The organism is Serratia sp. BNK-33-b, assembly GCF_048684565.1.
In the GTDB taxonomy this organism is placed as follows: Bacteria; Pseudomonadota; Gammaproteobacteria; order Enterobacterales; family Enterobacteriaceae; genus Serratia; species Serratia marcescens.
The window spans coordinates 4,680,320-4,702,446 of sequence record NZ_JBLQTZ010000001.1 but is presented as its reverse complement, the minus strand read 5'-3'; the positions used below and the strand labels follow the sequence as shown (position 1 = coordinate 4,702,446).

Below are 22,127 nucleotides of genomic sequence, written 5' to 3'. Positions count from 1 at the left end.
AACATCTTCGGGTTGTGAGGTTAAGTGACTAAGCGTACACGGTGGATGCCTAGGCAGTCAGAGGCGATGAAGGGCGTGCTAATCTGCGAAAAGCGTCGGTAAGGTGATATGAACCGTTATAACCGGCGATACCCGAATGGGGAAACCCAGTGTGTTTCGACACACTATCATGTCATGAATACATAGTGGCATGAGGCGAACCGGGGGAACTGAAACATCTAAGTACCCCGAGGAAAAGAAATCAACCGAGATTCCCCCAGTAGCGGCGAGCGAACGGGGAGGAGCCCAGAACCTGAATCGGCTTGTGTGTTAGTGGAAGCGTCTGGAAAGTCGCGCAGCAAAGGGTGATAGCCCCGTACACTAAAATGCACAGGTCGTGAGTTCGATGAGTAGGGCGGGACACGTGACATCCTGTCTGAATATGGGGGGACCATCCTCCAAGGCTAAATACTCCTGACTGACCGATAGTGAACCAGTACCGTGAGGGAAAGGCGAAAAGAACCCCGGCGAGGGGAGTGAAATAGAACCTGAAACCGTGTACGTACAAGCAGTGGGAGCACCTTCGTGGTGTGACTGCGTACCTTTTGTATAATGGGTCAGCGACTTATATTTTGTAGCAAGGTTAACCGTATAGGGGAGCCGTAGGGAAACCGAGTCTTAACTGGGCGATTAGTTGCAAGGTATAGACCCGAAACCCGGTGATCTAGCCATGGGCAGGTTGAAGGTTGGGTAACACTAACTGGAGGACCGAACCGACTAATGTTGAAAAATTAGCGGATGACTTGTGGCTGGGGGTGAAAGGCCAATCAAACCGGGAGATAGCTGGTTCTCCCCGAAAGCTATTTAGGTAGCGCCTCGTGAACTCATCTTCGGGGGTAGAGCACTGTTTCGGCTAGGGGGCCATCCCGGCTTACCAAACCGATGCAAACTCCGAATACCGAAGAATGTTATCACGGGAGACACACGGCGGGTGCTAACGTCCGTCGTGAAGAGGGAAACAACCCAGACCGCCAGCTAAGGTCCCAAAGTCATGGTTAAGTGGGAAACGATGTGGGAAGGCATAGACAGCCAGGATGTTGGCTTAGAAGCAGCCATCATTTAAAGAAAGCGTAATAGCTCACTGGTCGAGTCGGCCTGCGCGGAAGATGTAACGGGGCTAAACCATGCACCGAAGCTGCGGCAGCGACGCTTAGGCGTTGTTGGGTAGGGGAGCGTTCTGTAAGCCGTTGAAGGTGGCCTGTGAGGGTTGCTGGAGGTATCAGAAGTGCGAATGCTGACATAAGTAACGATAAAGCGGGTGAAAAGCCCGCTCGCCGGAAGACCAAGGGTTCCTGTCCAACGTTAATCGGGGCAGGGTGAGTCGACCCCTAAGGCGAGGCTGAAAAGCGTAGTCGATGGGAAACAGGTTAATATTCCTGTACTTGGTGTTACTGCGAAGGGGGGACGGAGAAGGCTAGGCTAGCCGGGCGACGGTTGTCCCGGTTTAAGCGTGTAGGGGGTGTGACCTGGTAAATCCGGTTGCATATCAACCCTGAGGCGTGATGACGATGCACTACGGTGCAGAAGTAGTTGATGCCCTGCTTCCAGGAAAATCCTCTAAGCATCAGGTAACATTAAATCGTACCCCAAACCGACACAGGTGGTCAGGTAGAGAATACCAAGGCGCTTGAGAGAACTCGGGTGAAGGAACTAGGCAAAATGGTGCCGTAACTTCGGGAGAAGGCACGCTGGCATGTAGGTGAAGTCCCTCGCGGATGGAGCTGAAGCCAGTCGAAGATACCAGCTGGCTGCAACTGTTTAATAAAAACACAGCACTGTGCAAACACGAAAGTGGACGTATACGGTGTGACGCCTGCCCGGTGCTGGAAGGTTAATTGATGGGGTCAGCCGCAAGGCGAAGCTCTTGATCGAAGCCCCAGTAAACGGCGGCCGTAACTATAACGGTCCTAAGGTAGCGAAATTCCTTGTCGGGTAAGTTCCGACCTGCACGAATGGCGTAATGATGGCCAGGCTGTCTCCACCCGAGACTCAGTGAAATTGAACTCGCTGTGAAGATGCAGTGTACCCGCGGCAAGACGGAAAGACCCCGTGAACCTTTACTATAGCTTGACACTGAACATTGAGCCTTGATGTGTAGGATAGGTGGGAGGCTTTGAAGCGTGGACGCCAGTCTGCGTGGAGCCATCCTTGAAATACCACCCTTTAATGTTTGATGTTCTAACTCGGCCCCATAATCTGGGGTGAGGACAGTGTCTGGTGGGTAGTTTGACTGGGGCGGTCTCCTCCCAAAGAGTAACGGAGGAGCACGAAGGTTAGCTAATCACGGTCGGACATCGTGAGGTTAGTGCAAAGGCATAAGCTAGCTTGACTGCGAGAGTGACGGCTCGAGCAGGTACGAAAGTAGGTCTTAGTGATCCGGTGGTTCTGAATGGAAGGGCCATCGCTCAACGGATAAAAGGTACTCCGGGGATAACAGGCTGATACCGCCCAAGAGTTCATATCGACGGCGGTGTTTGGCACCTCGATGTCGGCTCATCACATCCTGGGGCTGAAGTAGGTCCCAAGGGTATGGCTGTTCGCCATTTAAAGTGGTACGCGAGCTGGGTTTAGAACGTCGTGAGACAGTTCGGTCCCTATCTGCCGTGGGCGTTGGAAGATTGAGAGGGGTTGCTCCTAGTACGAGAGGACCGGAGTGAACGCACCACTGGTGTTCGGGTTGTCATGCCAATGGCATTGCCCGGTAGCTAAGTGCGGAAAAGATAAGCGCTGAAAGCATCTAAGCGCGAAACTTGCCTCAAGATGAGTCTTCCCTGGGCCTTCAAGGCCCCTGAAGGAACGTTTAAGACTAAGACGTTGATAGGCTGGGTGTGTAAGTGCAGCGATGCATTGAGCTAACCAGTACTAATGATCCGTGAGGCTTAACCTTACAACACCGAAGGTGTTTTTAGAGAGATTTTCAGCGAAGTTCCGAGATTGGTTCTGATGGCGACACGAGAGTGAAGCGGTTGGAATGAAACAGAATTTGCCTGGCGGCAATAGCGCGGTGGTCCCACCTGACCCCATGCCGAACTCAGAAGTGAAACGCCGTAGCGCCGATGGTAGTGTGGGGTCTCCCCATGCGAGAGTAGGGCACTGCCAGGCATCAAACAAAGCCGAAAGCCCTGAACTGACGTTCAGGGCTTTTTGCTGTGCGTAAAATAAATATCCTGACAGTATCTATTACTTTGAAAAATGTTTTTTTTGGCATATGTAGCTTATCCTTATAAGGAAGCATAATGTTTCTTTGCTAGGGAAATAGCCAGCTAAATATATAATTGATAGTTCCAGATTATTATTTAAATAATAAAAATATCTATCTATGAACAGACTGATGAGAATTATCCGGTTATATCAAAGATAAATCTTAATTCTTCAGTGTATTAGTCGATAAATTTCACGTTAATTAAAACAAATATTAGCCAGACGCCTCGAATCGAGTAGACTAGGCGGAAGATTATTTCCGTATGGGTACTGAACGTTATGTCTACTGAAAGCGCGTCTTTAAAAAACCACAATACGTTTGCGCTCCCGGTCAACGCAGCGCACCTGATCATGGCCGATAGAATTGAGCTGATGCTCAAGGTGTGGCAACAAACGCGCAAGCGTCAGGAGCCGTTGCTGATTCTCGGTGAAGGTAGCAACGTGCTGTTCCTGGAGGATTTTTCTGGCACAGTAATGGTCAATCAGTTGAAGGGTATTGATGTTCGGGAAGATAACGATGCCTGGTATCTCCACGTCAGCTCCGGTGAAAATTGGCATGACCTGGTGCAATATACGCTGCAGGCCGGGATCTGCGGTCTGGAAAACCTGGCATTGATTCCTGGATTGGCCGGTTCCGCCCCTATCCAGAACATCGGCGCCTACGGCGTCGAATTGAAAGATATCTGCGAGTATGTCGATCTGCTGGACTTCTCTACCGGCGCTATCGATCGTATCCCGGCTGCCGAGTGTGGTTTTGGTTACCGGGAAAGTATTTTCAAACACCGTTTCCAGACCGGGCATGTCATTGTCGGGCTGGGTCTGCGTCTCAACAAACAGTGGCAACCTAAATTGAGCTACGGCGATCTGGCCAAGCTGGATCCTGCCACGGTGACGCCACTTCAGGTATTTGAATCCGTATGCGCCATGCGCCGCAGCAAGCTGCCCGATCCGCGTGAAACCGGCAATGCAGGCAGCTTCTTCAAGAATCCGCTGGTGAACGCAGAGAAAGCCGCAGAACTCATCGCTAAATATCCTGCTATGCCGCATTATCCACAGCAGGATGGCCAAGTGAAGCTGGCCGCCGGATGGCTTATCGATCAATGCGAACTGAAAGGATATCGTATCGGTGGCGCTGCGGTACACCGCCAACAAGCGCTGGTGCTGGTGAACATCGCCAACGCCCACAGTCAGGATGTGGTGGCGTTGGCGCGCCACGTACGCAAGACGGTGGCTGATAAATTCGGCGTGTGGCTGGAACCTGAGGTGCGTTTTATTGGCGCGACCGGTGAACTGAATGCCGTGGCGGTGCTGTCATGAAAGATACCAAGGTTCCGTTAAAACTGATCGCGCTGCTGGCTGACGGCGAATTCCATTCCGGTGAACACCTCGGTGAGTCACTGGGCATGAGTCGCGCGGCGATCAATAAGCATATTCAGACCATTCGCGAATGGGGACTGGATGTCTTTACCGTGCCCGGAAAAGGCTATAGCCTGCCTGGCGCCATCCAGCTGTTGGAAGCCAAGCGAATCCTCAGCCTGCTGGAAGACAAGCGTGTAAGCGTGTTGCCGGTGGTCGATTCCACCAACCAATACTTGCTGGATCGCATCGACGAATTGCACTCTGGTGATGCCTGCGTCGCTGAATACCAACAGGCAGGACGAGGGCGCCGCGGGCGGCAGTGGATCTCGCCATTCGGCGCTAATTTATATCTGTCGATGTTCTGGCGACTGGAGCAGGGGCCGGCAGCGGCTATGGGGCTTAGCCTGGTGATCGGGATGGTGATGGCGGAGGTCTTGCAGCGTCTCGGTGCGGCTGATGTGCGCGTGAAGTGGCCTAACGATCTTTATCTAAACGATCGTAAATTGGCGGGGATCCTGGTCGAACTGACGGGAAAAACCGGCGATGCGGCCCAACTGGTCATCGGCGCCGGCATCAACCTGGCGATGCGTGATACCAATGCCAGCGCCATTACTCAGGGATGGATTAACCTACAGGAAGCGGGAATTCAGATCGATCGCAATGAACTGGCTGCGACCTTGCTTAATGAACTGCGTCAGTCATTGAAACAGTTTGAGATAGACGGACTCGCACCCTTTATCGGTCGCTGGCGTACCCTGGATAACTTTATCGACAGGCCGGTCAAACTGCTGATTGGCGAGCGACAGATTGTGGGTATCGCCCGGGGTATCGATTCGCAGGGCGCACTGTTGCTGGAACAGGACGGGGAAATCAAACCTTTTATCGGCGGAGAGATATCGCTGCGCAGCGCGGAATAGTGAGAAAAGACAAGGGGACGGCAGCGTCCCCTTGATCTTTCGGTAGGCTTATTTTCTTAAACGCACGCTTTCAACGGCATGGTTAGCGCTTTTGGTCATAATCAGGCTCGCGCGTTCGCGCGTAGGCAGTATGTTCTGCTGCAAATTCAATCCATTGATTTCATTCCATAATTGCGTGGCGATATTAATCGCCTCCGGTTCCGGCAATTTTGAATAATTATGGAAATAAGAATCGGGATTGGAAAATGCGCCCTGACGGAATTTCAGAAAACGATTGATATACCAGCTTTGCAATAGCGTCTCCGGCGCATCGACATATATAGAGAAGTCGACAAAGTCGGAAACGAATACGCGATGCGGATCGTGAGGATAATCCATACCGCTTTGCAATACGTTAAGCCCTTCCAGGATCAGAATATCCGGTTGCTCGATGACTTTATTACCTTCGGGCACGACGTCATAGATCAAATGGGAATAAACCGGGGCGGTGACGCGTTTGGCGCCGGATTTCACTTCCGACACGAATTTCACCAGGCTATGCATATCGTAAGACTGCGGGAAGCCTTTTTTCTTCATCAGGCCGCGTTCGTTCAGCACCTTATTAGGGTGCAAGAAGCCATCGGTCGTGATCAACTCAACGCTGCGGTGTTCTGGCCAACGGCTCAACAACGCCTGCAACAGACGTGCGGTTGTGCTCTTACCTACGGCTACGCTGCCGGCGATGCCGATGACATAGGGAATCTTTTGCCCGTCGGTGCCGAGGAATTGCTCGAGCACCGCCTGCCTACGCAGGTTGGAACTGATATAGAAGTTCAACAGTCGTGACAGCGGCAGATAAATCTGCGCAACTTCTTCCAACGAGAGATCTTCGTTAATCCCTTTCAGTTTAACGATCTCTTCTTCCGACAACGTCAGCGGCACCGAATCTCGCAACGCAGCCCATTGGGTACGATCGAACTGTAGGTAAGGCGTTGCTAAAGATTGATCTCTTTTTATCATAAGCCAAATTCTGCCTGTTAACGCAGGTTGGGAAAGGCGCCGGACGCCAACTCCAGAGAATAAACAAGCTGCATATTATAGACAGCTTCGTTTTTGGCGTAGACTTTTTTCGCAAAAGTTGTCGATAGGCAGCAGTTTATGTCAATTGTGCGAAGCGGCGCGCAGTTGATAAAGCGGGGTTGCAAGGCGGTATCATCAGAGCCGGATACCGCCTGAAGACTAACTGGCGATGGCGCGCGAAGGCTGATTTACGGTGAACAGACGTTTGTAATAAATGACGGTCGGATGGTAATGCCCATCGGGACCCGCTGCATAATCCGGCAGCTCACCCAAACAGCGATAACCCAGGCTGCGATAAAGCGCTTCTGCCGCCGAACCGGCCTGCGTATCCAGATACAATAGCCCGCGTTGCTGCTGCAGTGCCGCGTACTCCAGCGTCTTCATCAGAGCCTGACCTACGCCGTTGCGGCGAGCGCGGCTATGCACCAACAGCTTCACCACCTCCGCACGATTACGGCCGTTCGGCTTCTGGCAAAGCTCGAGTTGCACGGTGCCAACGACGCCGCGATCGTCACGGGCAATCCACAGCAGCAGCTCACCTTTGGCCAGGGCCGGTCGCAGACTGTGGAAGTAGCTCTCGGCGTCTTCGTGAGGAATTAAGGTGTCGTAACCGACAGAAGCGCCGTGCGTGACGGCATCGGTCAACAGGCGGGCCAATTCATCGCGGTAAATCGGCAACGTAGCGGCGTTGATAGGCACTATTTTCATCGGTCATTCCTCCTGGGATGGGGGTAATGAAGAGAAGCAATAACTGAGCCACAGCGGCGAAAGGCATAGCAACGGCAAAAGGGCGAGGGATCAGTGTAGCCCACGCCGCAGTCCGGGGCAGGTATCCCCTTTTTGGTGCATCGATCCCGCTCACAGTTTACCATCGCGGGTTAAGTGTTTTGAGAAGCCCGACACGGAGAAAGCGGCGCTCAAGGCTTGCAAAAAGTGGATAAAATTGTAGAGAATGATTGCCGCGAGTGATGAATGTTTGCACGCCGCAGGCTGCAAATTGCATGACAGTATGCAAAATTGACTGATTTATGAGCGAAAGTGCGCGTAAAGCAATTTTTTTGTTGCATAGGTCGCCCGCTCTACCTAGAATGCGCTGCACTTGATGCCGGCTTAGCTCAGTAGGTAGAGCAACTGACTTGTAATCAGTAGGTCACCAGTTCGATTCCGGTAGCCGGCACCATTCAAGTCACAAGTAGTTAAAATCTGGTGGGGTTCCCGAGCGGCCAAAGGGAGCAGACTGTAAATCTGCCGTCACAGACTTCGAAGGTTCGAATCCTTCCCCCACCACCAAATCTTGCCTTCGGCGATTAACTGAGATGCGATAAATACCGCAACGGTTGATGGCGGGAGGAGAGGGCGAAAGCCTTCGGCAAGGTTCGAGCTGTGCAGCGCAAGGCGCAGCCGGCCCGAAGGATGCGAGCCGAGTGATGAACAATCCTGCTCCATCCCAAAATTCTACAGAAAAATCAGGTAGCCGAGTTCCAGGATGCGGGCATCGTATAATGGCTATTACCTCAGCCTTCCAAGCTGATGATGTGGGTTCGATTCCCACTGCCCGCTCCAAGATGTGCTGATATAGCTCAGTTGGTAGAGCGCACCCTTGGTAAGGGTGAGGTCGGCAGTTCGAATCTGCCTATCAGCACCACTTCTTAATTTCTCGCCCCCTGATTTTCTTTCTGTTCTGGATTCAACGAGCAAATGCTTGGTTGATGTGGTGATACCACCGATTTATCCGTGTCTTAGAGGGACAATCGATGTCTAAAGAAAAGTTTGAACGTACAAAACCGCACGTTAACGTCGGTACTATCGGCCACGTTGACCACGGTAAAACTACCCTGACTGCAGCGATCACTACCGTACTGGCTAAAACCTACGGCGGTTCTGCACGTGCTTTCGACCAGATCGATAACGCGCCAGAAGAAAAAGCTCGTGGTATCACCATCAACACCTCTCACGTTGAATATGACACCCCGACTCGTCACTACGCGCACGTTGACTGCCCAGGGCACGCCGACTACGTGAAAAACATGATCACCGGTGCTGCTCAGATGGACGGCGCGATCCTGGTAGTAGCTGCGACTGACGGCCCAATGCCTCAGACTCGTGAGCACATCCTGCTGGGTCGTCAGGTTGGCGTTCCTTTCATCATCGTATTCATGAACAAATGCGACATGGTAGATGATGAAGAGCTGCTGGAACTGGTAGAAATGGAAGTTCGCGAACTGCTGTCCGCTTACGACTTCCCAGGCGACGACCTGCCGGTAATCCGCGGTTCCGCGCTGAAAGCGCTGGAAGGCGAAGCTGAGTGGGAAGCGAAAATCATCGAACTGGCCGAAGCCCTGGACAGCTACATCCCAGAGCCAGAGCGTGCTATCGACAAGCCGTTCCTGCTGCCAATCGAAGACGTATTCTCCATCTCCGGTCGTGGTACCGTTGTTACCGGTCGTGTTGAGCGCGGTATCATCAAAGTTGGCGAAGAAGTTGAAATCGTTGGTATCAAAGACACCGTTAAGTCTACCTGTACTGGCGTTGAAATGTTCCGCAAACTGCTGGACGAAGGCCGTGCTGGTGAGAACGTAGGTGTTCTGCTGCGTGGTATCAAACGTGAAGAAATCGAACGTGGTCAGGTACTGGCTAAGCCAGGCTCCATCAAGCCGCACACCCAGTTCGAATCTGAAGTGTACATCCTGAGCAAAGATGAAGGTGGTCGTCACACGCCATTCTTCAAAGGCTACCGTCCACAGTTCTACTTCCGTACTACTGACGTGACCGGTACCATCGAACTGCCAGAAGGCGTAGAGATGGTAATGCCAGGCGACAACGTGAACATGGTTGTAACCCTGATTCACCCAATCGCGATGGACGACGGTCTGCGTTTCGCAATCCGTGAAGGCGGCCGTACTGTAGGCGCTGGTGTTGTTGCTAAAGTTATCGCTTAATCGCTGATAAAGTTTGACGCGACACGCGGTAAAAGGGCATCATTTGATGCCCTTTTTCTACGCTGTGAACTAGAACCTATCTCATCAGCGATTTTGCAGTCATAATCATTGGTGAGATGGGCTCTTAAACCGTATTGACTGAATACGTCATGGCGTAAAACACCGGGATATCGCTAGTGCGGTATCCGATCGGTTTGGTTTGCCTCGCAATGCGAGGCAAAGTTGTTTGTTCTGAATCATCATTGTGACAGGTTGGTTTATGAGTGCGAATACCGAGGCTCAAGGGAGCGGACGCGGCCTGGAAGCGGCAAAGTGGCTGATCGTCGCCGTTCTGTTGGTTGTGGCTATTGTCGGTAACTATTACTACCGTGATTTAAGCCTGCCATTGCGCGCGCTGGCAGTTGTGCTGATCATCGCCGTTGCAGGTGCAGTGGCTCTGATGACCACCAAAGGCAAAGCCACCGTTGCGTTTGCCCGTGAAGCGCGTACCGAAGTACGTAAAGTGATTTGGCCAACTCGTCAGGAAACGCTGCACACCACGTTGATCGTCGCCGCGGTAACCGCCGTGATGTCACTGATTCTGTGGGGGCTGGATGGTATTCTGGTCCGTCTGGTGTCGTTTATTACTGGCCTGAGGTTCTAAAATGTCTGAAGCTCCAAAAAAACGTTGGTACGTCGTTCAGGCGTTTTCCGGTTTTGAAGGTCGCGTAGCACAATCGCTGCGTGAACACATCAAACTGCACGATATGGAAGAGCTGTTCGGCGAAGTGATGGTGCCTACGGAAGAAGTGGTTGAAATCCGTGGCGGCCAGCGTCGCAAGAGCGAGCGTAAGTTCTTCCCTGGCTATGTGCTGGTGCAGATGGTGATGAATGACGCCAGCTGGCACCTGGTGCGCAGCGTACCGCGCGTCATGGGGTTCATCGGCGGTACGTCTGACCGTCCAGCGCCGATCAGCGATAAAGAAGTTGATGCGATCATGAACCGCCTGCAGCAGGTCGGTGACAAGCCGCGTCCGAAAACGCTGTTCGAGCCGGGCGAGCTGGTGCGCGTCAACGACGGCCCGTTTGCCGATTTCAACGGCGTGGTCGAAGAAGTCGATTACGAGAAGAGCCGCCTGAAAGTTTCCGTTTCCATCTTCGGGCGTGCAACGCCGGTGGAACTGGACTTCAGCCAGGTTGAAAAAGGCTGATCGAATAATCAGCAGTAAGCGGCCTGTTGCCGCTTGTCAAAGGCGCGAAATTGAACTACAATTTCGCGCCTTTTGTTTTTAGATGCCTTGCCTGATGTTTGTCCGGCGAGGTTAAACACGGGGAGCCTCTTACGAGGCGATACTACCCAAACCGAGGAAATTTAAATGGCTAAGAAAGTACAAGCCTACGTTAAGCTGCAAGTTGCAGCTGGTATGGCTAACCCGAGCCCACCAGTGGGTCCAGCTCTGGGTCAGCAGGGCGTTAACATCATGGAGTTCTGTAAGGCGTTCAATGCTAAGACTGACAGCATTGAAAAAGGTCTGCCGATTCCGGTTGTTATCACCGTTTATTCTGATCGCTCCTTCACTTTCGTTACCAAAACCCCGCCAGCAGCAGTTCTGCTGAAAAAAGCGGCTGGTATCAAGTCTGGTTCCGGTAAGCCGAACAAAGACAAAGTAGGTAAAGTGACCCGTGCTCAGGTACGTGAAATCGCAGAAACCAAAGCTGCGGACATGACTGGTTCTGACGTTGAAGCGATGACTCGCTCCATCGAAGGTACCGCTCGTTCCATGGGCCTGGTAGTGGAGGATTAAGAGATGGCTAAGCTGACCAAGCGCATGCGCGTGATCCGTGACAAAGTTGATGCTACTAAACAGTATGACATCACTGAAGCTGTTGCTCTGCTGAAAGAGCTGGCCACCGCTAAATTCGTAGAAAGCGTTGACGTTGCCGTTAACCTCGGCATCGACGCTCGTAAATCTGACCAAAACGTTCGTGGCGCTACCGTTCTGCCACACGGCACCGGTCGTTCCGTTCGCGTTGCCGTATTTACCCAAGGCGCTAACGCTGAAGCTGCGAAAGCTGCAGGCGCAGAGCTGGTAGGTATGGACGATCTGGCTGAGCAGATCAAGAAAGGCGAAATGAACTTCGACGTTGTTATTGCTTCCCCGGATGCAATGCGCGTTGTTGGTCAACTGGGCCAGATCCTGGGTCCACGCGGCCTGATGCCAAACCCGAAAGTGGGTACCGTTACCCCGAACGTTGCTGAAGCTGTGAAAAACGCTAAAGCAGGTCAGGTTCGCTACCGTAACGACAAAAACGGCATCATCCATACCACCATCGGTAAGGTTGATTTCGACGCAGACAAACTGAAAGAAAACCTGGAAGCCCTGCTGGTTGCGCTGAAAAAAGCAAAACCTTCTCAGGCGAAAGGTATGTACATCAAGAAAGTTAGCCTCTCCACCACCATGGGTGCTGGCGTTGCTATCGATCAGAGCGGTCTGTCTGCCGCAGCGAACTAATCGCACTTGCGATTATCGCTTTGACTTGGGGCCGAGATTTGTCTAGAATCTTATGCCCCAAGGTTTTGCTATTGGCTATGCCGTAGGCAAAACAAAGATTTTTCGGTTGGAGCCTGGCCTATCCAGGCCTCCGTCCAAGACCGCAGGTGTATCGCGAGATACTTAATCCTTCCTGCGTAGACGGTGACAGAGCCTAAGAAAATTTTTCTTTTTTATAAAAGAATGTCTTTGCTGGATTCTGCTCACCGTGTTAAGCCGCTCGGCGTGGCGTTTTACAAAGCGCCGAGTGAAGTGAGTTCCGGGGGATTTTCCCCGGCTAATCCAGGAGCAAAAAGCTAATGGCATTAAATCTTCAAGACAAACAAGCGATTGTTGCTGAAGTCAGCGAAGTAGCCAAAGGCGCGCTGTCTGCGGTTGTTGCGGATTCCCGCGGCGTTACCGTAGATAAAATGACTGAACTGCGTAAAGCAGGTCGTGAAGCTGGCGTTTACATGCGTGTTGTTCGCAACACCCTGATGCGTCGCGTAGTTGAAGGCACTCCATTCGAATGCCTGAAAGACACGTTTGTCGGTCCAACCTTGATTGCATTCTCTCACGAACACCCGGGCGCTGCTGCTCGTCTGTTCAAAGAGTTCGCGAAAGCGAATGCAAAATTCGAGGTTAAAGCTGCGGCCTTTGAAGGTGAGCTGATCCCAGCGGCGCAAATCGACCGCCTGGCGACGCTGCCAACTTACGAAGAAGCGATCGCACGCCTGATGGCAACCATGAAAGAAGCCGCTGCCGGCAAACTGGTTCGCACTCTGGCTGCAGTACGCGATCAGAAAGAAGCGGCGTAAGCCACTCTTTCTTAGCCTTTGCTAACGTATTTAAACTATTTCTGAATTTTAGGAACAATTGTTATGTCTATCACTAAAGACCAAATCCTGGAAGCAGTTGCCGCTATGTCCGTAATGGACGTTGTTGAACTGGTTTCCGCTATGGAAGAAAAATTCGGCGTTTCTGCTGCTGCTGCTGTAGCTGTAGCTGCTGGCCCAGCTGAAGCTGCTGAAGAGAAAACTGAATTCGACGTTATCCTGAAAGCTGCAGGCGCTAACAAAGTTGCTGTTATCAAAGCAGTACGTGGCGCTACCGGCCTGGGTCTGAAAGAAGCTAAAGACCTGGTTGAATCTGCTCCAGCCGCTCTGAAAGAAGGCGTGAGCAAAGATGACGCAGAAGCTCTGAAAAAATCTCTGGAAGAAGCTGGCGCAGAAGTTGAAGTTAAATAAGCCAACCTTTCCGGTTGCAGCCTAGTCTTTTAGGCTGATGGCTGGTGACTTTTTAGTCACCAGCCTTTTTGCGCTGTAGGGCGCCAGTAGCGTTTCACACTGTTTGGCTGCTGGTTTCGCCTCCCAATGTTTGTTTCTATTGACGACTTAATATACCGCGGTCTTTGCACTACCAGGAGTTCTGGGGGAAGGCGCGATGAAATGGTTTAAGCGTGATAGCAAGAGACATTGCGGAAAGTGTTCCCGCTTTCCGGTCGACAAAACGGTGTTGCATGAACTGTCCCTAATCGGACGGACAGATTGGGTCACTGATCAGCGAGCTGAGGAACCCTATGGTTTACTCCTATACCGAGAAAAAACGTATTCGTAAGGATTTTGGTAAACGTCCACAAGTGCTGGACATACCATATCTCCTTTCTATCCAGCTTGACTCGTTCCAGAAGTTTATCGAGCAAGATCCAGAAGGGCAGTACGGCCTTGAAGCCGCATTCCGTTCTGTTTTCCCTATCCAGAGCTACAGTGGCAATTCGGAGCTGCAATACGTTAGCTACCGTCTTGGTGAGCCGGTCTTCGACGTCAAAGAGTGCCAGATCCGTGGTGTGACGTTCTCTGCACCGCTGCGCGTAAAACTGCGCCTGGTTATCTATGAGCGCGAAGCGCCTGAAGGTACGGTCAAAGACATCAAGGAACAAGAAGTCTACATGGGCGAAATTCCGCTCATGACCGAAAACGGCACCTTTGTGATCAACGGTACTGAGAGGGTTATCGTATCTCAGTTGCACCGTAGTCCTGGCGTATTCTTCGACAGCGATAAGGGTAAAACCCACTCCTCGGGTAAAGTGCTGTACAACGCACGCATCATCCCTTACCGCGGTTCATGGTTGGACTTCGAGTTCGATCCGAAAGACAACCTGTTCGTGCGTATTGACCGTCGCCGCAAATTGCCTGCGACCATCATTCTGCGCGCGCTGAACTACACCACTGAACAGATCCTCGACCTGTTCTTTGACAAGATCGTCTTCGAAATCCGCGACAACAAGCTGCAGATGGAGCTGGTGCCAGAGCGCCTGCGTGGTGAGACCGCTTCGTTCGATATCGAAGCCAACGGCAAGATCTACGTAGAGAAAGGCCGTCGCATCACCGCTCGTCATATCCGTCAGCTGGAAAAAGACGACATTCAGAGCATTGAAGTACCGGTAGAGTACATCGCGGGCAAAGTGGTCGCGAAAGACTATATCGATACCAATACCGGCGAACTGATCTGCGCAGCCAACATGGAGCTGTCGCTGGATCTGCTGGCCAAGCTGAGCCAGTCTGGCCACAAGCGCATCGAAACGCTGTTCACCAACGATCTGGACCACGGCGCGTACATCTCTGAAACGCTGCGTGTCGATCCGACCAACGATCGTCTGAGCTCGCTGGTAGAAATCTACCGCATGATGCGTCCTGGTGAGCCGCCAACGCGCGAAGCTGCCGAAAGCCTGTTCGAGAACCTGTTCTTCTCCGAAGACCGCTACGATCTGTCCGCGGTTGGCCGTATGAAGTTCAACCGTTCTCTGCTGCGTGACGAGATCGAAGGTTCGGGCATCCTGAGCAAAGACGACATCATCGAAGTGATGAAGAAGCTCATCGATATCCGTAACGGCAAGGGCGAAGTGGACGATATCGACCACTTGGGCAACCGCCGTATCCGCTCCGTTGGCGAAATGGCCGAGAACCAGTTCCGCGTAGGTCTGGTGCGTGTTGAGCGTGCGGTGAAAGAGCGTCTGTCTCTGGGCGATCTGGATACCCTGATGCCTCAGGACATGATCAACGCCAAGCCGATTTCGGCGGCGGTGAAAGAGTTCTTCGGCTCCAGCCAGCTGTCCCAGTTCATGGACCAGAACAACCCGCTGTCCGAGATCACGCACAAGCGTCGTATCTCCGCACTGGGCCCGGGCGGTCTGACCCGTGAGCGCGCCGGCTTTGAAGTTCGAGACGTACACCCGACCCACTACGGCCGCGTGTGTCCAATCGAAACGCCGGAAGGTCCAAACATCGGTCTGATCAACTCCCTGTCCGTGTACGCACAGACTAACGAGTATGGCTTCCTGGAAACCCCGTACCGCCGCGTGCGCGACGGCGTGGTGACCGATGAAATCAACTACCTGTCTGCTATTGAAGAAGGCAACTTCGTTATCGCCCAGGCGAACTCCAACCTGGATGAAGAAGGCCGCTTCGTAGAAGACCTGGTCACCTGCCGCAGCAAAGGCGAATCAAGCCTGTTCAGCCGCGACCAGGTTGACTACATGGACGTATCCACCCAACAGGTTGTTTCCGTTGGTGCCTCACTGATTCCATTCCTGGAACACGATGACGCCAACCGTGCATTGATGGGTGCGAACATGCAACGTCAGGCCGTACCAACCCTGCGCGCTGACAAGCCGCTGGTCGGTACCGGTATGGAACGCGCTGTAGCGGTTGACTCCGGCGTAACCGCCGTTGCCAAACGCGGCGGTGTGATCCAGTACGTGGATGCTTCCCGTATCGTTATCAAAGTTAACGAAGACGAGATGTACCCGGGCGAAGCAGGTATCGATATTTACAACCTGACCAAGTACACCCGTTCTAACCAGAACACCTGCATCAACCAGATGCCGTGTGTGAATCTGGGTGAGCCAATCGAGCGCGGTGACGTGCTGGCGGATGGCCCATCGACAGACCTGGGCGAACTTGCACTGGGCCAGAACATGCGCGTAGCGTTCATGCCTTGGAACGGCTACAACTTCGAAGACTCCATCTTGGTCTCCGAGCGCGTGGTGCAGGAAGATCGCTTCACCACCATCCACATCCAGGAACTGGCGTGCGTGTCTCGCGACACCAAGCTGGGGCCTGAAGAGATCACCGCCGACATCCCTAACGTGGGTGAAGCTGCGCTCTCCAAACTGGATGAATCCGGTATCGTGTATATCGGTGCTGAAGTGACCGGCGGCGACATTCTGGTCGGTAAGGTAACGCCTAAAGGCGAAACCCAACTGACGCCGGAAGAGAAACTGCTGCGTGCGATCTTCGGTGAGAAAGCGTCTGACGTTAAAGACTCTTCTCTGCGTGTGCCGAACGGCGTTTCCGGTACGGTTATCGACGTGCAGGTCTTCACCCGCGATGGCGTGGAAAAAGACAAGCGCGCGTTGGAAATCGAAGAGATGCAGCTGAAGCAGGCGAAGAAAGACCTGACTGAAGAACTGCAGATCCTGGAAGCCGGCCTGTTTGCGCGTATCCACGCGGTGCTGGTTGCCGGTGGCATCGAAGCCGACAAGCTGAGCAAGCTGCCGCGCGATCGCTGGCTGGAACTGGGCCTGACCGACGAAGAGAAGCAAAACCAGCTGGAGCAGCTGGCTGAGCAGTACGACGAACTGAAATCCGACTTCGAGAAGAAGCTGGAAGCCAAGCGTCGTAAGATCACTCAGGGCGACGATCTGGCGCCGGGCGTACTGAAAATCGTCAAGGTTTATCTGGCCGTTAAACGTCAGATCCAACCGGGTGACAAGATGGCGGGCCGCCACGGTAACAAGGGTGTTATCTCCAAGATCAACCCGATCGAAGATATGCCTTACGATGAAAACGGCACGCCGGTAGACATCGTACTGAACCCGCTGGGCGTACCATCACGTATGAACATCGGTCAGATCCTGGAAACCCACCTGGGTATGGCTGCGAAAGGCATCGGTGAGAAGATCAACCAGATGCTGAAGCAGCAGCAGGAAGTGGCCAAGCTGCGTGAGTTCATCCAGAAGGCCTACGATCTGGGCGACGACGTTTGCCAGAAAGTTGACCTGAACACCTTCAGCGACGACGAAGTGCTGCGTCTGGCAGAGAACCTGAAAAAAGGTATGCCGATCGCAACGCCGGTGTTTGACGGTGCGAAAGAGACTGAAATCAAGAAGCTGCTGGAAATGGGCGGAATCCCGACCTCCGGTCAGATCACGCTGTTCGATGGCCGTACCGGTGAGCAATTCGAGCGCCAGGTTACTGTCGGCTATATGTACATGCTGAAACTGAACCACTTGGTTGACGATAAAATGCACGCCCGTTCAACCGGTTCTTACAGCTTGGTTACTCAGCAGCCTCTGGGTGGTAAAGCGCAGTTCGGTGGTCAACGCTTCGGTGAGATGGAAGTGTGGGCACTGGAAGCATACGGCGCGGCTTATACCCTGCAGGAAATGCTCACCGTTAAGTCGGATGACGTTAACGGCCGTACCAAGATGTACAAAAACATCGTGGATGGCGATCACCGGATGGAGCCAGGCATGCCGGAGTCCTTCAACGTACTGTTGAAAGAAATCCGCTCGCTCGGCATCAACATCGAACTGGAAGACGAGTAATCGTCATTCCGGCTCAGGCTCCCCGCCTAAGGGAGCCTGAGGGTGGTTGTTCAGGTCACACGGGTACCTACTGCGGTTGTGGGTGCCCAACAGGTTTAACTCCGACAGGAGCCAATCCGTGAAAGACTTATTGAAGTTTCTGAAAGCGCAAACTAAGACCGAAGAGTTTGATGCGATCAAGATTGCTCTGGCCTCGCCAGACATGATCCGTTCGTGGTCGTTCGGTGAAGTTAAGAAGCCGGAAACCATTAACTACCGTACGTTCAAACCAGAGCGTGACGGCCTTTTCTGCGCCCGTATCTTCGGGCCGGTAAAAGATTACGAGTGCCTGTGCGGTAAGTACAAGCGCTTGAAACACCGCGGCGTGATCTGTGAGAAGTGCGGCGTTGAAGTGACCCAGACCAAAGTGCGTCGTGAGCGCATGGGCCACATCGAACTGGCTTCCCCGACTGCGCACATCTGGTTCCTGAAATCGCTGCCATCCCGCATCGGTTTGCTGCTGGATATGCCGCTGCGTGACATCGAACGCGTACTGTACTTCGAATCCTATGTGGTGGTCGAAGGCGGTATGACGAACCTCGAGCGTCGTCAGATCCTGACCGAAGAGCAGTATCTGGACGCGCTGGAAGAGTTCGGTGACGAATTCGACGCCAAGATGGGTGCGGAAGCTATTCAGGCCCTGTTGAAAAACATGGATCTGGAAGCCGAGTGCGAGCAGCTGCGTGAAGAGCTGAACGAAACCAACTCCGAAACCAAGCGCAAGAAGCTGACCAAGCGTATCAAGCTGCTGGAAGCGTTCGTACAGTCCGGCAACAAGCCGGAGTGGATGATCCTGACCGTGCTGCCGGTACTGCCGCCGGATCTGCGTCCACTGGTTCCGCTGGATGGCGGCCGTTTCGCGACGTCGGATCTGAACGATCTGTATCGCCGCGTGATCAACCGTAACAACCGTCTGAAACGCCTGCTGGATCTGGCTGCGCCGGACATCATCGTGCGCAACGAAAAGCGTATGCTGCAAGAAGCGGTAGACGCCCTGCTGGATAACGGCCGTCGCGGTCGTGCGATCACCGGTTCCAACAAACGTCCTCTGAAATCTTTGGCCGACATGATCAAAGGTAAGCAGGGTCGTTTCCGTCAGAACCTGCTCGGTAAACGCGTTGACTACTCCGGCCGTTCCGTAATCACCGTAGGTCCATACCTGCGTCTGCATCAGTGCGGTCTGCCTAAAAAGATGGCGCTGGAGCTGTTCAAACCGTTCATCTACGGCAAGTTGGAGCTGCGTGGCCTGGCCACCACCATCAAAGCCGCCAAGAAAATGGTTGAGCGTGAAGAAGCCGTCGTTTGGGATATCCTGGACGAAGTGATCCGCGAACACCCGGTACTGCTGAACCGTGCACCAACCCTGCACCGTTTGGGTATCCAGGCGTTTGAACCGGTTCTGATCGAAGGTAAAGCGATCCAGCTGCACCCGCTGGTTTGTGCGGCATACAACGCCGACTTCGATGGTGACCAGATGGCCGTTCACGTGCCGCTGACGCTGGAAGCCCAGCTGGAAGCGCGTGCGCTGATGATGTCCACCAACAACATCCTGTCCCCAGCGAACGGCGAGCCAATCATCGTTCCTTCTCAGGACGTTGTACTGGGTCTGTACTACATGACCCGCGACTGTGTTAACGCCAAGGGCGAAGGCATGGTGCTGAACGGTTCCAAAGAAGCTGAGCGCGTATACCGCGCCGGCCTGGCGTCTCTGCATGCGCGCGTTAAAGTGCGTATCACCGAAGACGTCAAAAACGCCGAAGGCGAATGGACTTCTCAGACCAGCATCATCGACACCACCATCGGCCGCGCCATCCTGTGGATGATCGTACCGAAAGGTCTGCCGTACGCGATCGTTAACCAGCCTTTGGGCAAGAAAGCGATCTCCAAGATGCTGAACACCTGTTACCGCATCCTGGGCCTGAAGCCGACCGTTATCTTTGCTGACCAGATCATGTACACCGGTTTTGCTTACGCAGCCCGTTCCGGCGCTTCCGTAGGCATCGACGACATGGTTATCCCGGCCAAGAAGGCGGAGATCATCGAAGAAGCGGAAACCGAAGTTGCCGAGATCCAGGAGCAGTTCCAGTCTGGTCTGGTTACCGCCGGCGAACGCTACAACAAAGTGATCGATATCTGGGCTGCAGCGAACGAACGCGTTGCTAAAGCGATGATGGAAAACCTGTCGGTAGAAGACGTGGTTAACCGTGACGGCGAAGTGGAACAGCAAGTTTCCTTCAACAGCATCTTTATGATGGCCGACTCCGGTGCGCGTGGTTCCGCCGCTCAGATTCGTCAGCTGGCCGGTATGCGTGGTCTGATGGCGAAGCCGGACGGCTCCATCATCGAAACGCCAATCACCGCGAACTTCCGTGAAGGTCTGAACGTACTCCAGTACTTCATCTCCACCCACGGTGCTCGTAAAGGTCTGGCGGATACCGCACTGAAAACCGCGAACTCCGGTTATCTGACCCGTCGTCTGGTTGACGTGGCGCAGGATCTGGTGGTGACCGAAGACGACTGTGGCACCCACGACGGCATCCTGATGACTCCGGTTATCGAAGGTGGCGACGTGAAAGAGCCGCTGCGTGAACGCGTTCTGGGCCGTGTGACGGCAGAAGACGTCCTCAAGCCGGGTACGGCGGACATTCTGGTGCCACGCAACACCCTGCTGAACGAGAAGGCGTGTGACCTGTTGGAAGAGAACTCTGTCGACAGCGTTAAAGTCCGTTCCGTGGTGAGCTGTGAAACCGACTTTGGTGTGTGTGCAAACTGCTATGGTCGCGACCTGGCACGTGGCCACATCATCAACAAAGGCGAAGCCATCGGCGTTATCGCGGCACAGTCCATCGGTGAGCCGGGTACACAGCTGACGATGCGTACGTTCCACATCGGTGGTGCGGCATCTCGTGCGGCTGCTGAATCCAGCATTCAGGTGAAAAACAAGGGTAGCATCAAGCTGAGCAACGCGAAGTTCGTTATGAACGCCGCAGGCAAGCTGGTGATCACCTCGCGTAACACCGAACTGAAACTGATCGACGAATTCGGCCGTACCAAAGAAAGCTACAAGGTGCCTTACGGCGCCGTGATGGGCAAAGGCGACGGTGAAGAAGTTAATGGCGGCGAAACCGTCGCTAACTGGGATCCGCACACCATGCCGGTCATCAGTGAAGTCAGCGGCTTCATTCGCTTCGCGGACATGGTTGACGGCCAGACGATTACTCGTCAGACCGACGAACTGACCGGTTTGTCTTCTCTGGTTGTTCTGGACAGCGCAGAGCGTACCGGTAGCGGTAAAGACCTGCGTCCGGCACTGAAAATCGTTGACGCTCAGGGCGAAGACGTATTGATCCCAGGTACTGATATGCCTGCTCAATACTTCCTGCCGGGCAAAGCGATCGTTCAGCTGGAAGATGGCATTCAGATCGGTGCGGGTGATACCCTGGCGCGTATTCCTCAGGAATCCGGCGGTACCAAGGATATTACCGGTGGTCTGCCGCGCGTTGCCGACCTGTTCGAAGCGCGTCGTCCGAAAGAGCCGGCAATCCTGGCTGAAATCAGCGGGATTATCTCGTTCGGTAAAGAGACCAAAGGCAAACGTCGCCTGGTGATCTCTCCGCTGGACGGCAGCGACGCTTACGAAGAGATGATTCCGAAATGGCGTCAGCTCAACGTGTTCGAAGGCGAAGTGGTGGAACGTGGTGACGTCGTTTCCGACGGCCCAGAGTCTCCGCACGACATTCTGCGTCTGCGTGGCGTGCATGCGGTTACCCGCTACATCACCAACGAAGTGCAGGAAGTTTACCGTCTGCAAGGCGTTAAGATTAACGATAAGCACATCGAAGTTATCGTTCGTCAGATGCTGCGTAAAGGCACCATCGTTAGCGCTGGTGGCTCCGAGTTCCTGGAAGGCGAGCAGGCTGAAGTGTCTCGCGTCAAGATTGCCAACCGTCAGCTGGAAGCTGAAGGTAAAATTGCGGCAACCTTCTCGCGCGATCTGCTGGGTATTACCAAGGCTTCCTTGGCGACCGAGTCCTTCATCTCCGCCGCATCGTTCCAGGAAACGACGCGCGTTCTGACCGAAGCTGCCGTAGCCGGCAAGCGTGATGAACTGCGTGGCCTGAAAGAGAACGTCATCGTGGGCCGTCTGATCCCAGCCGGTACCGGTTACGCTTATCATCAGGATCGCATGCGTCGCCGTGCTCAGGGTGAAGCGCCGGTTGTTCCGCAAGTCAGCGCGGAAGAAGCGACGGCTAACCTGGCCGAGCTGCTCAATGCAGGCCTGGGCGGCAGCGACGACGAATAATCGTCATCCGCGCCGCGGGCCCGGCATGCCGGGCCCATCGCCAGATAAACCGCTCCCTCGGGGGCGGTTTTTTTTCGCCTCATGCCGGGGCCGAGCAAACTTTGCTACTATGGTTACAGCAGAAATTGACCGGCGTTTTTTACCAGACAACCA

General features: G+C 53.7%; 13 protein-coding genes, 4 tRNA genes, 2 rRNA genes and 1 other RNA gene. 18 read left to right on the top strand and 2 right to left on the bottom strand.

Translation table 11 applies throughout. From position 1 onward, the window contains the following. Nucleotides 1–18 precede the first annotated feature (18 nt). The 4 genes from ACMGGK_RS22750 (at nt 19) to birA (ending at nt 5,516) form a co-directional block, all read left to right on the top strand. Nucleotides 19–2,926: ribosomal RNA gene (locus ACMGGK_RS22750) — 23S ribosomal RNA — on the top strand. A 99-nt stretch (nt 2,927–3,025) separates the two neighbouring features. Next, a 5S ribosomal RNA gene (rrf, locus tag ACMGGK_RS22745) occupies nt 3,026–3,141 on the top strand. A gap of 378 nt (nt 3,142–3,519) precedes the next feature. Beyond that, a complete protein-coding gene (murB, locus tag ACMGGK_RS22740; protein ID WP_151254215.1) occupies nt 3,520–4,557 on the top strand; it encodes a UDP-N-acetylmuramate dehydrogenase in 1,038 nt (345 codons plus the stop codon). Further along, a complete protein-coding gene (birA, locus tag ACMGGK_RS22735) occupies nt 4,554–5,516 on the top strand; it encodes a bifunctional biotin--[acetyl-CoA-carboxylase] ligase/biotin operon repressor BirA (protein ID WP_004929427.1) in 963 nt (320 codons plus the stop codon). The genes murB and birA overlap by 4 nt, the downstream gene beginning before the upstream one ends. Nucleotides 5,517–5,564: 48 nt before the next feature. On the opposite strand, the gene coaA is transcribed toward birA, so the two are convergent. After that, nucleotides 5,565–6,515: a type I pantothenate kinase gene (coaA, locus tag ACMGGK_RS22730; protein ID WP_025304936.1), complete on the bottom strand. Its 951-nt coding sequence runs from the start codon at nt 6,513–6,515 to the stop codon at nt 5,565–5,567. A 219-nt stretch (nt 6,516–6,734) separates the two neighbouring features. Then, a complete protein-coding gene (locus ACMGGK_RS22725) occupies nt 6,735–7,283 on the bottom strand; it encodes a GNAT family N-acetyltransferase (protein ID WP_004929422.1) in 549 nt (182 codons plus the stop codon). Between the two features lie 396 nt (nt 7,284–7,679). On the opposite strand from ACMGGK_RS22725, the gene ACMGGK_RS22720 reads away from it, so the two are divergent. The 14 genes from ACMGGK_RS22720 (at nt 7,680) to rpoC (ending at nt 21,974) form a co-directional block, all read left to right on the top strand. After that, nucleotides 7,680–7,755: transfer RNA gene (locus tag ACMGGK_RS22720), tRNA-Thr, on the top strand. Between the two features lie 25 nt (nt 7,756–7,780). After that, a tRNA-Tyr gene (locus tag ACMGGK_RS22715) sits at nt 7,781–7,865 on the top strand. Nucleotides 7,866–7,911: 46 nt separating this feature from the next. Continuing rightward, nucleotides 7,912–8,027: non-coding RNA, RtT sRNA (locus tag ACMGGK_RS22710), on the top strand. Nucleotides 8,028–8,063: 36 nt separating this feature from the next. After that, nucleotides 8,064–8,138 (top strand) — tRNA-Gly (locus ACMGGK_RS22705). Between the two features lie 6 nt (nt 8,139–8,144). Beyond that, nucleotides 8,145–8,220 (top strand) — tRNA-Thr (locus ACMGGK_RS22700). A 109-nt stretch (nt 8,221–8,329) separates the two neighbouring features. Beyond that, on the top strand, nt 8,330–9,514 hold the full coding sequence (gene tuf, locus ACMGGK_RS22695; protein WP_015376315.1) for an elongation factor Tu: 1,185 nt from the start codon (nt 8,330–8,332) through the stop codon (nt 9,512–9,514). A gap of 259 nt (nt 9,515–9,773) precedes the next feature. Then, the gene (gene secE / locus ACMGGK_RS22690) at nt 9,774–10,157 is read left to right on the top strand and encodes a preprotein translocase subunit SecE (protein WP_004929916.1); all 384 of its coding nucleotides are present in this window, start codon (nt 9,774–9,776) and stop codon (nt 10,155–10,157) included. A 1-nt stretch (nt 10,158) separates the two neighbouring features. Next, the gene (gene nusG, locus ACMGGK_RS22685) at nt 10,159–10,704 is read left to right on the top strand and encodes a transcription termination/antitermination protein NusG (protein ID WP_004929914.1); all 546 of its coding nucleotides are present in this window, start codon (nt 10,159–10,161) and stop codon (nt 10,702–10,704) included. 165 nt (nt 10,705–10,869) lie between these two features. Further along, nucleotides 10,870–11,298, top strand: a complete 429-nt coding sequence (rplK, locus tag ACMGGK_RS22680) for a 50S ribosomal protein L11 (protein ID WP_004929911.1) — start codon at nt 10,870–10,872, stop codon at nt 11,296–11,298. A gap of 3 nt (nt 11,299–11,301) precedes the next feature. Then, nucleotides 11,302–12,006 (top strand): 50S ribosomal protein L1, encoded by a 705-nt coding sequence (gene rplA / locus ACMGGK_RS22675; RefSeq protein ID WP_004929908.1) that lies wholly within the window; start codon nt 11,302–11,304, stop codon nt 12,004–12,006. Between the two features lie 338 nt (nt 12,007–12,344). Further along, nucleotides 12,345–12,842 (top strand): 50S ribosomal protein L10, encoded by a 498-nt coding sequence (gene rplJ / locus ACMGGK_RS22670; RefSeq protein ID WP_004929905.1) that lies wholly within the window; start codon nt 12,345–12,347, stop codon nt 12,840–12,842. A 63-nt stretch (nt 12,843–12,905) separates the two neighbouring features. Continuing rightward, nucleotides 12,906–13,271 (top strand): 50S ribosomal protein L7/L12, encoded by a 366-nt coding sequence (gene rplL, locus ACMGGK_RS22665; protein ID WP_004929903.1) that lies wholly within the window; start codon nt 12,906–12,908, stop codon nt 13,269–13,271. A gap of 332 nt (nt 13,272–13,603) precedes the next feature. Continuing rightward, nucleotides 13,604–17,632, top strand: a complete 4,029-nt coding sequence (gene rpoB, locus ACMGGK_RS22660) for a DNA-directed RNA polymerase subunit beta (protein ID WP_004929900.1) — start codon at nt 13,604–13,606, stop codon at nt 17,630–17,632. Between the two features lie 118 nt (nt 17,633–17,750). After that, on the top strand, nt 17,751–21,974 hold the full coding sequence (rpoC, locus tag ACMGGK_RS22655; RefSeq protein WP_004929899.1) for a DNA-directed RNA polymerase subunit beta': 4,224 nt from the start codon (nt 17,751–17,753) through the stop codon (nt 21,972–21,974). Nucleotides 21,975–22,127: the final 153 nt, after the last annotated feature.

Bases quoted from the DNA above. Each gene is read 5' to 3' on its own strand.
- murB (WP_151254215.1), top strand. From the start codon at position 3,520: ATGTCTACTGAAAGCGCGTCTTTAAAAAACCACAATACGTTTGCGCTC.
- birA (WP_004929427.1), top strand. From the start codon at position 4,554: ATGAAAGATACCAAGGTTCCGTTAAAACTGATCGCGCTGCTGGCTGAC.
- coaA (WP_025304936.1), bottom strand. From the start codon at position 6,515: ATGATAAAAAGAGATCAATCTTTAGCAACGCCTTACCTACAGTTCGAT.
- ACMGGK_RS22725 (WP_004929422.1), bottom strand. From the start codon at position 7,283: ATGAAAATAGTGCCTATCAACGCCGCTACGTTGCCGATTTACCGCGAT.
- tuf (WP_015376315.1), top strand. From the start codon at position 8,330: ATGTCTAAAGAAAAGTTTGAACGTACAAAACCGCACGTTAACGTCGGT.
- secE (WP_004929916.1), top strand. From the start codon at position 9,774: ATGAGTGCGAATACCGAGGCTCAAGGGAGCGGACGCGGCCTGGAAGCG.
- nusG (WP_004929914.1), top strand. From the start codon at position 10,159: ATGTCTGAAGCTCCAAAAAAACGTTGGTACGTCGTTCAGGCGTTTTCC.
- rplK (WP_004929911.1), top strand. From the start codon at position 10,870: ATGGCTAAGAAAGTACAAGCCTACGTTAAGCTGCAAGTTGCAGCTGGT.
- rplA (WP_004929908.1), top strand. From the start codon at position 11,302: ATGGCTAAGCTGACCAAGCGCATGCGCGTGATCCGTGACAAAGTTGAT.
- rplJ (WP_004929905.1), top strand. From the start codon at position 12,345: ATGGCATTAAATCTTCAAGACAAACAAGCGATTGTTGCTGAAGTCAGC.
- rplL (WP_004929903.1), top strand. From the start codon at position 12,906: ATGTCTATCACTAAAGACCAAATCCTGGAAGCAGTTGCCGCTATGTCC.
- rpoB (WP_004929900.1), top strand. From the start codon at position 13,604: ATGGTTTACTCCTATACCGAGAAAAAACGTATTCGTAAGGATTTTGGT.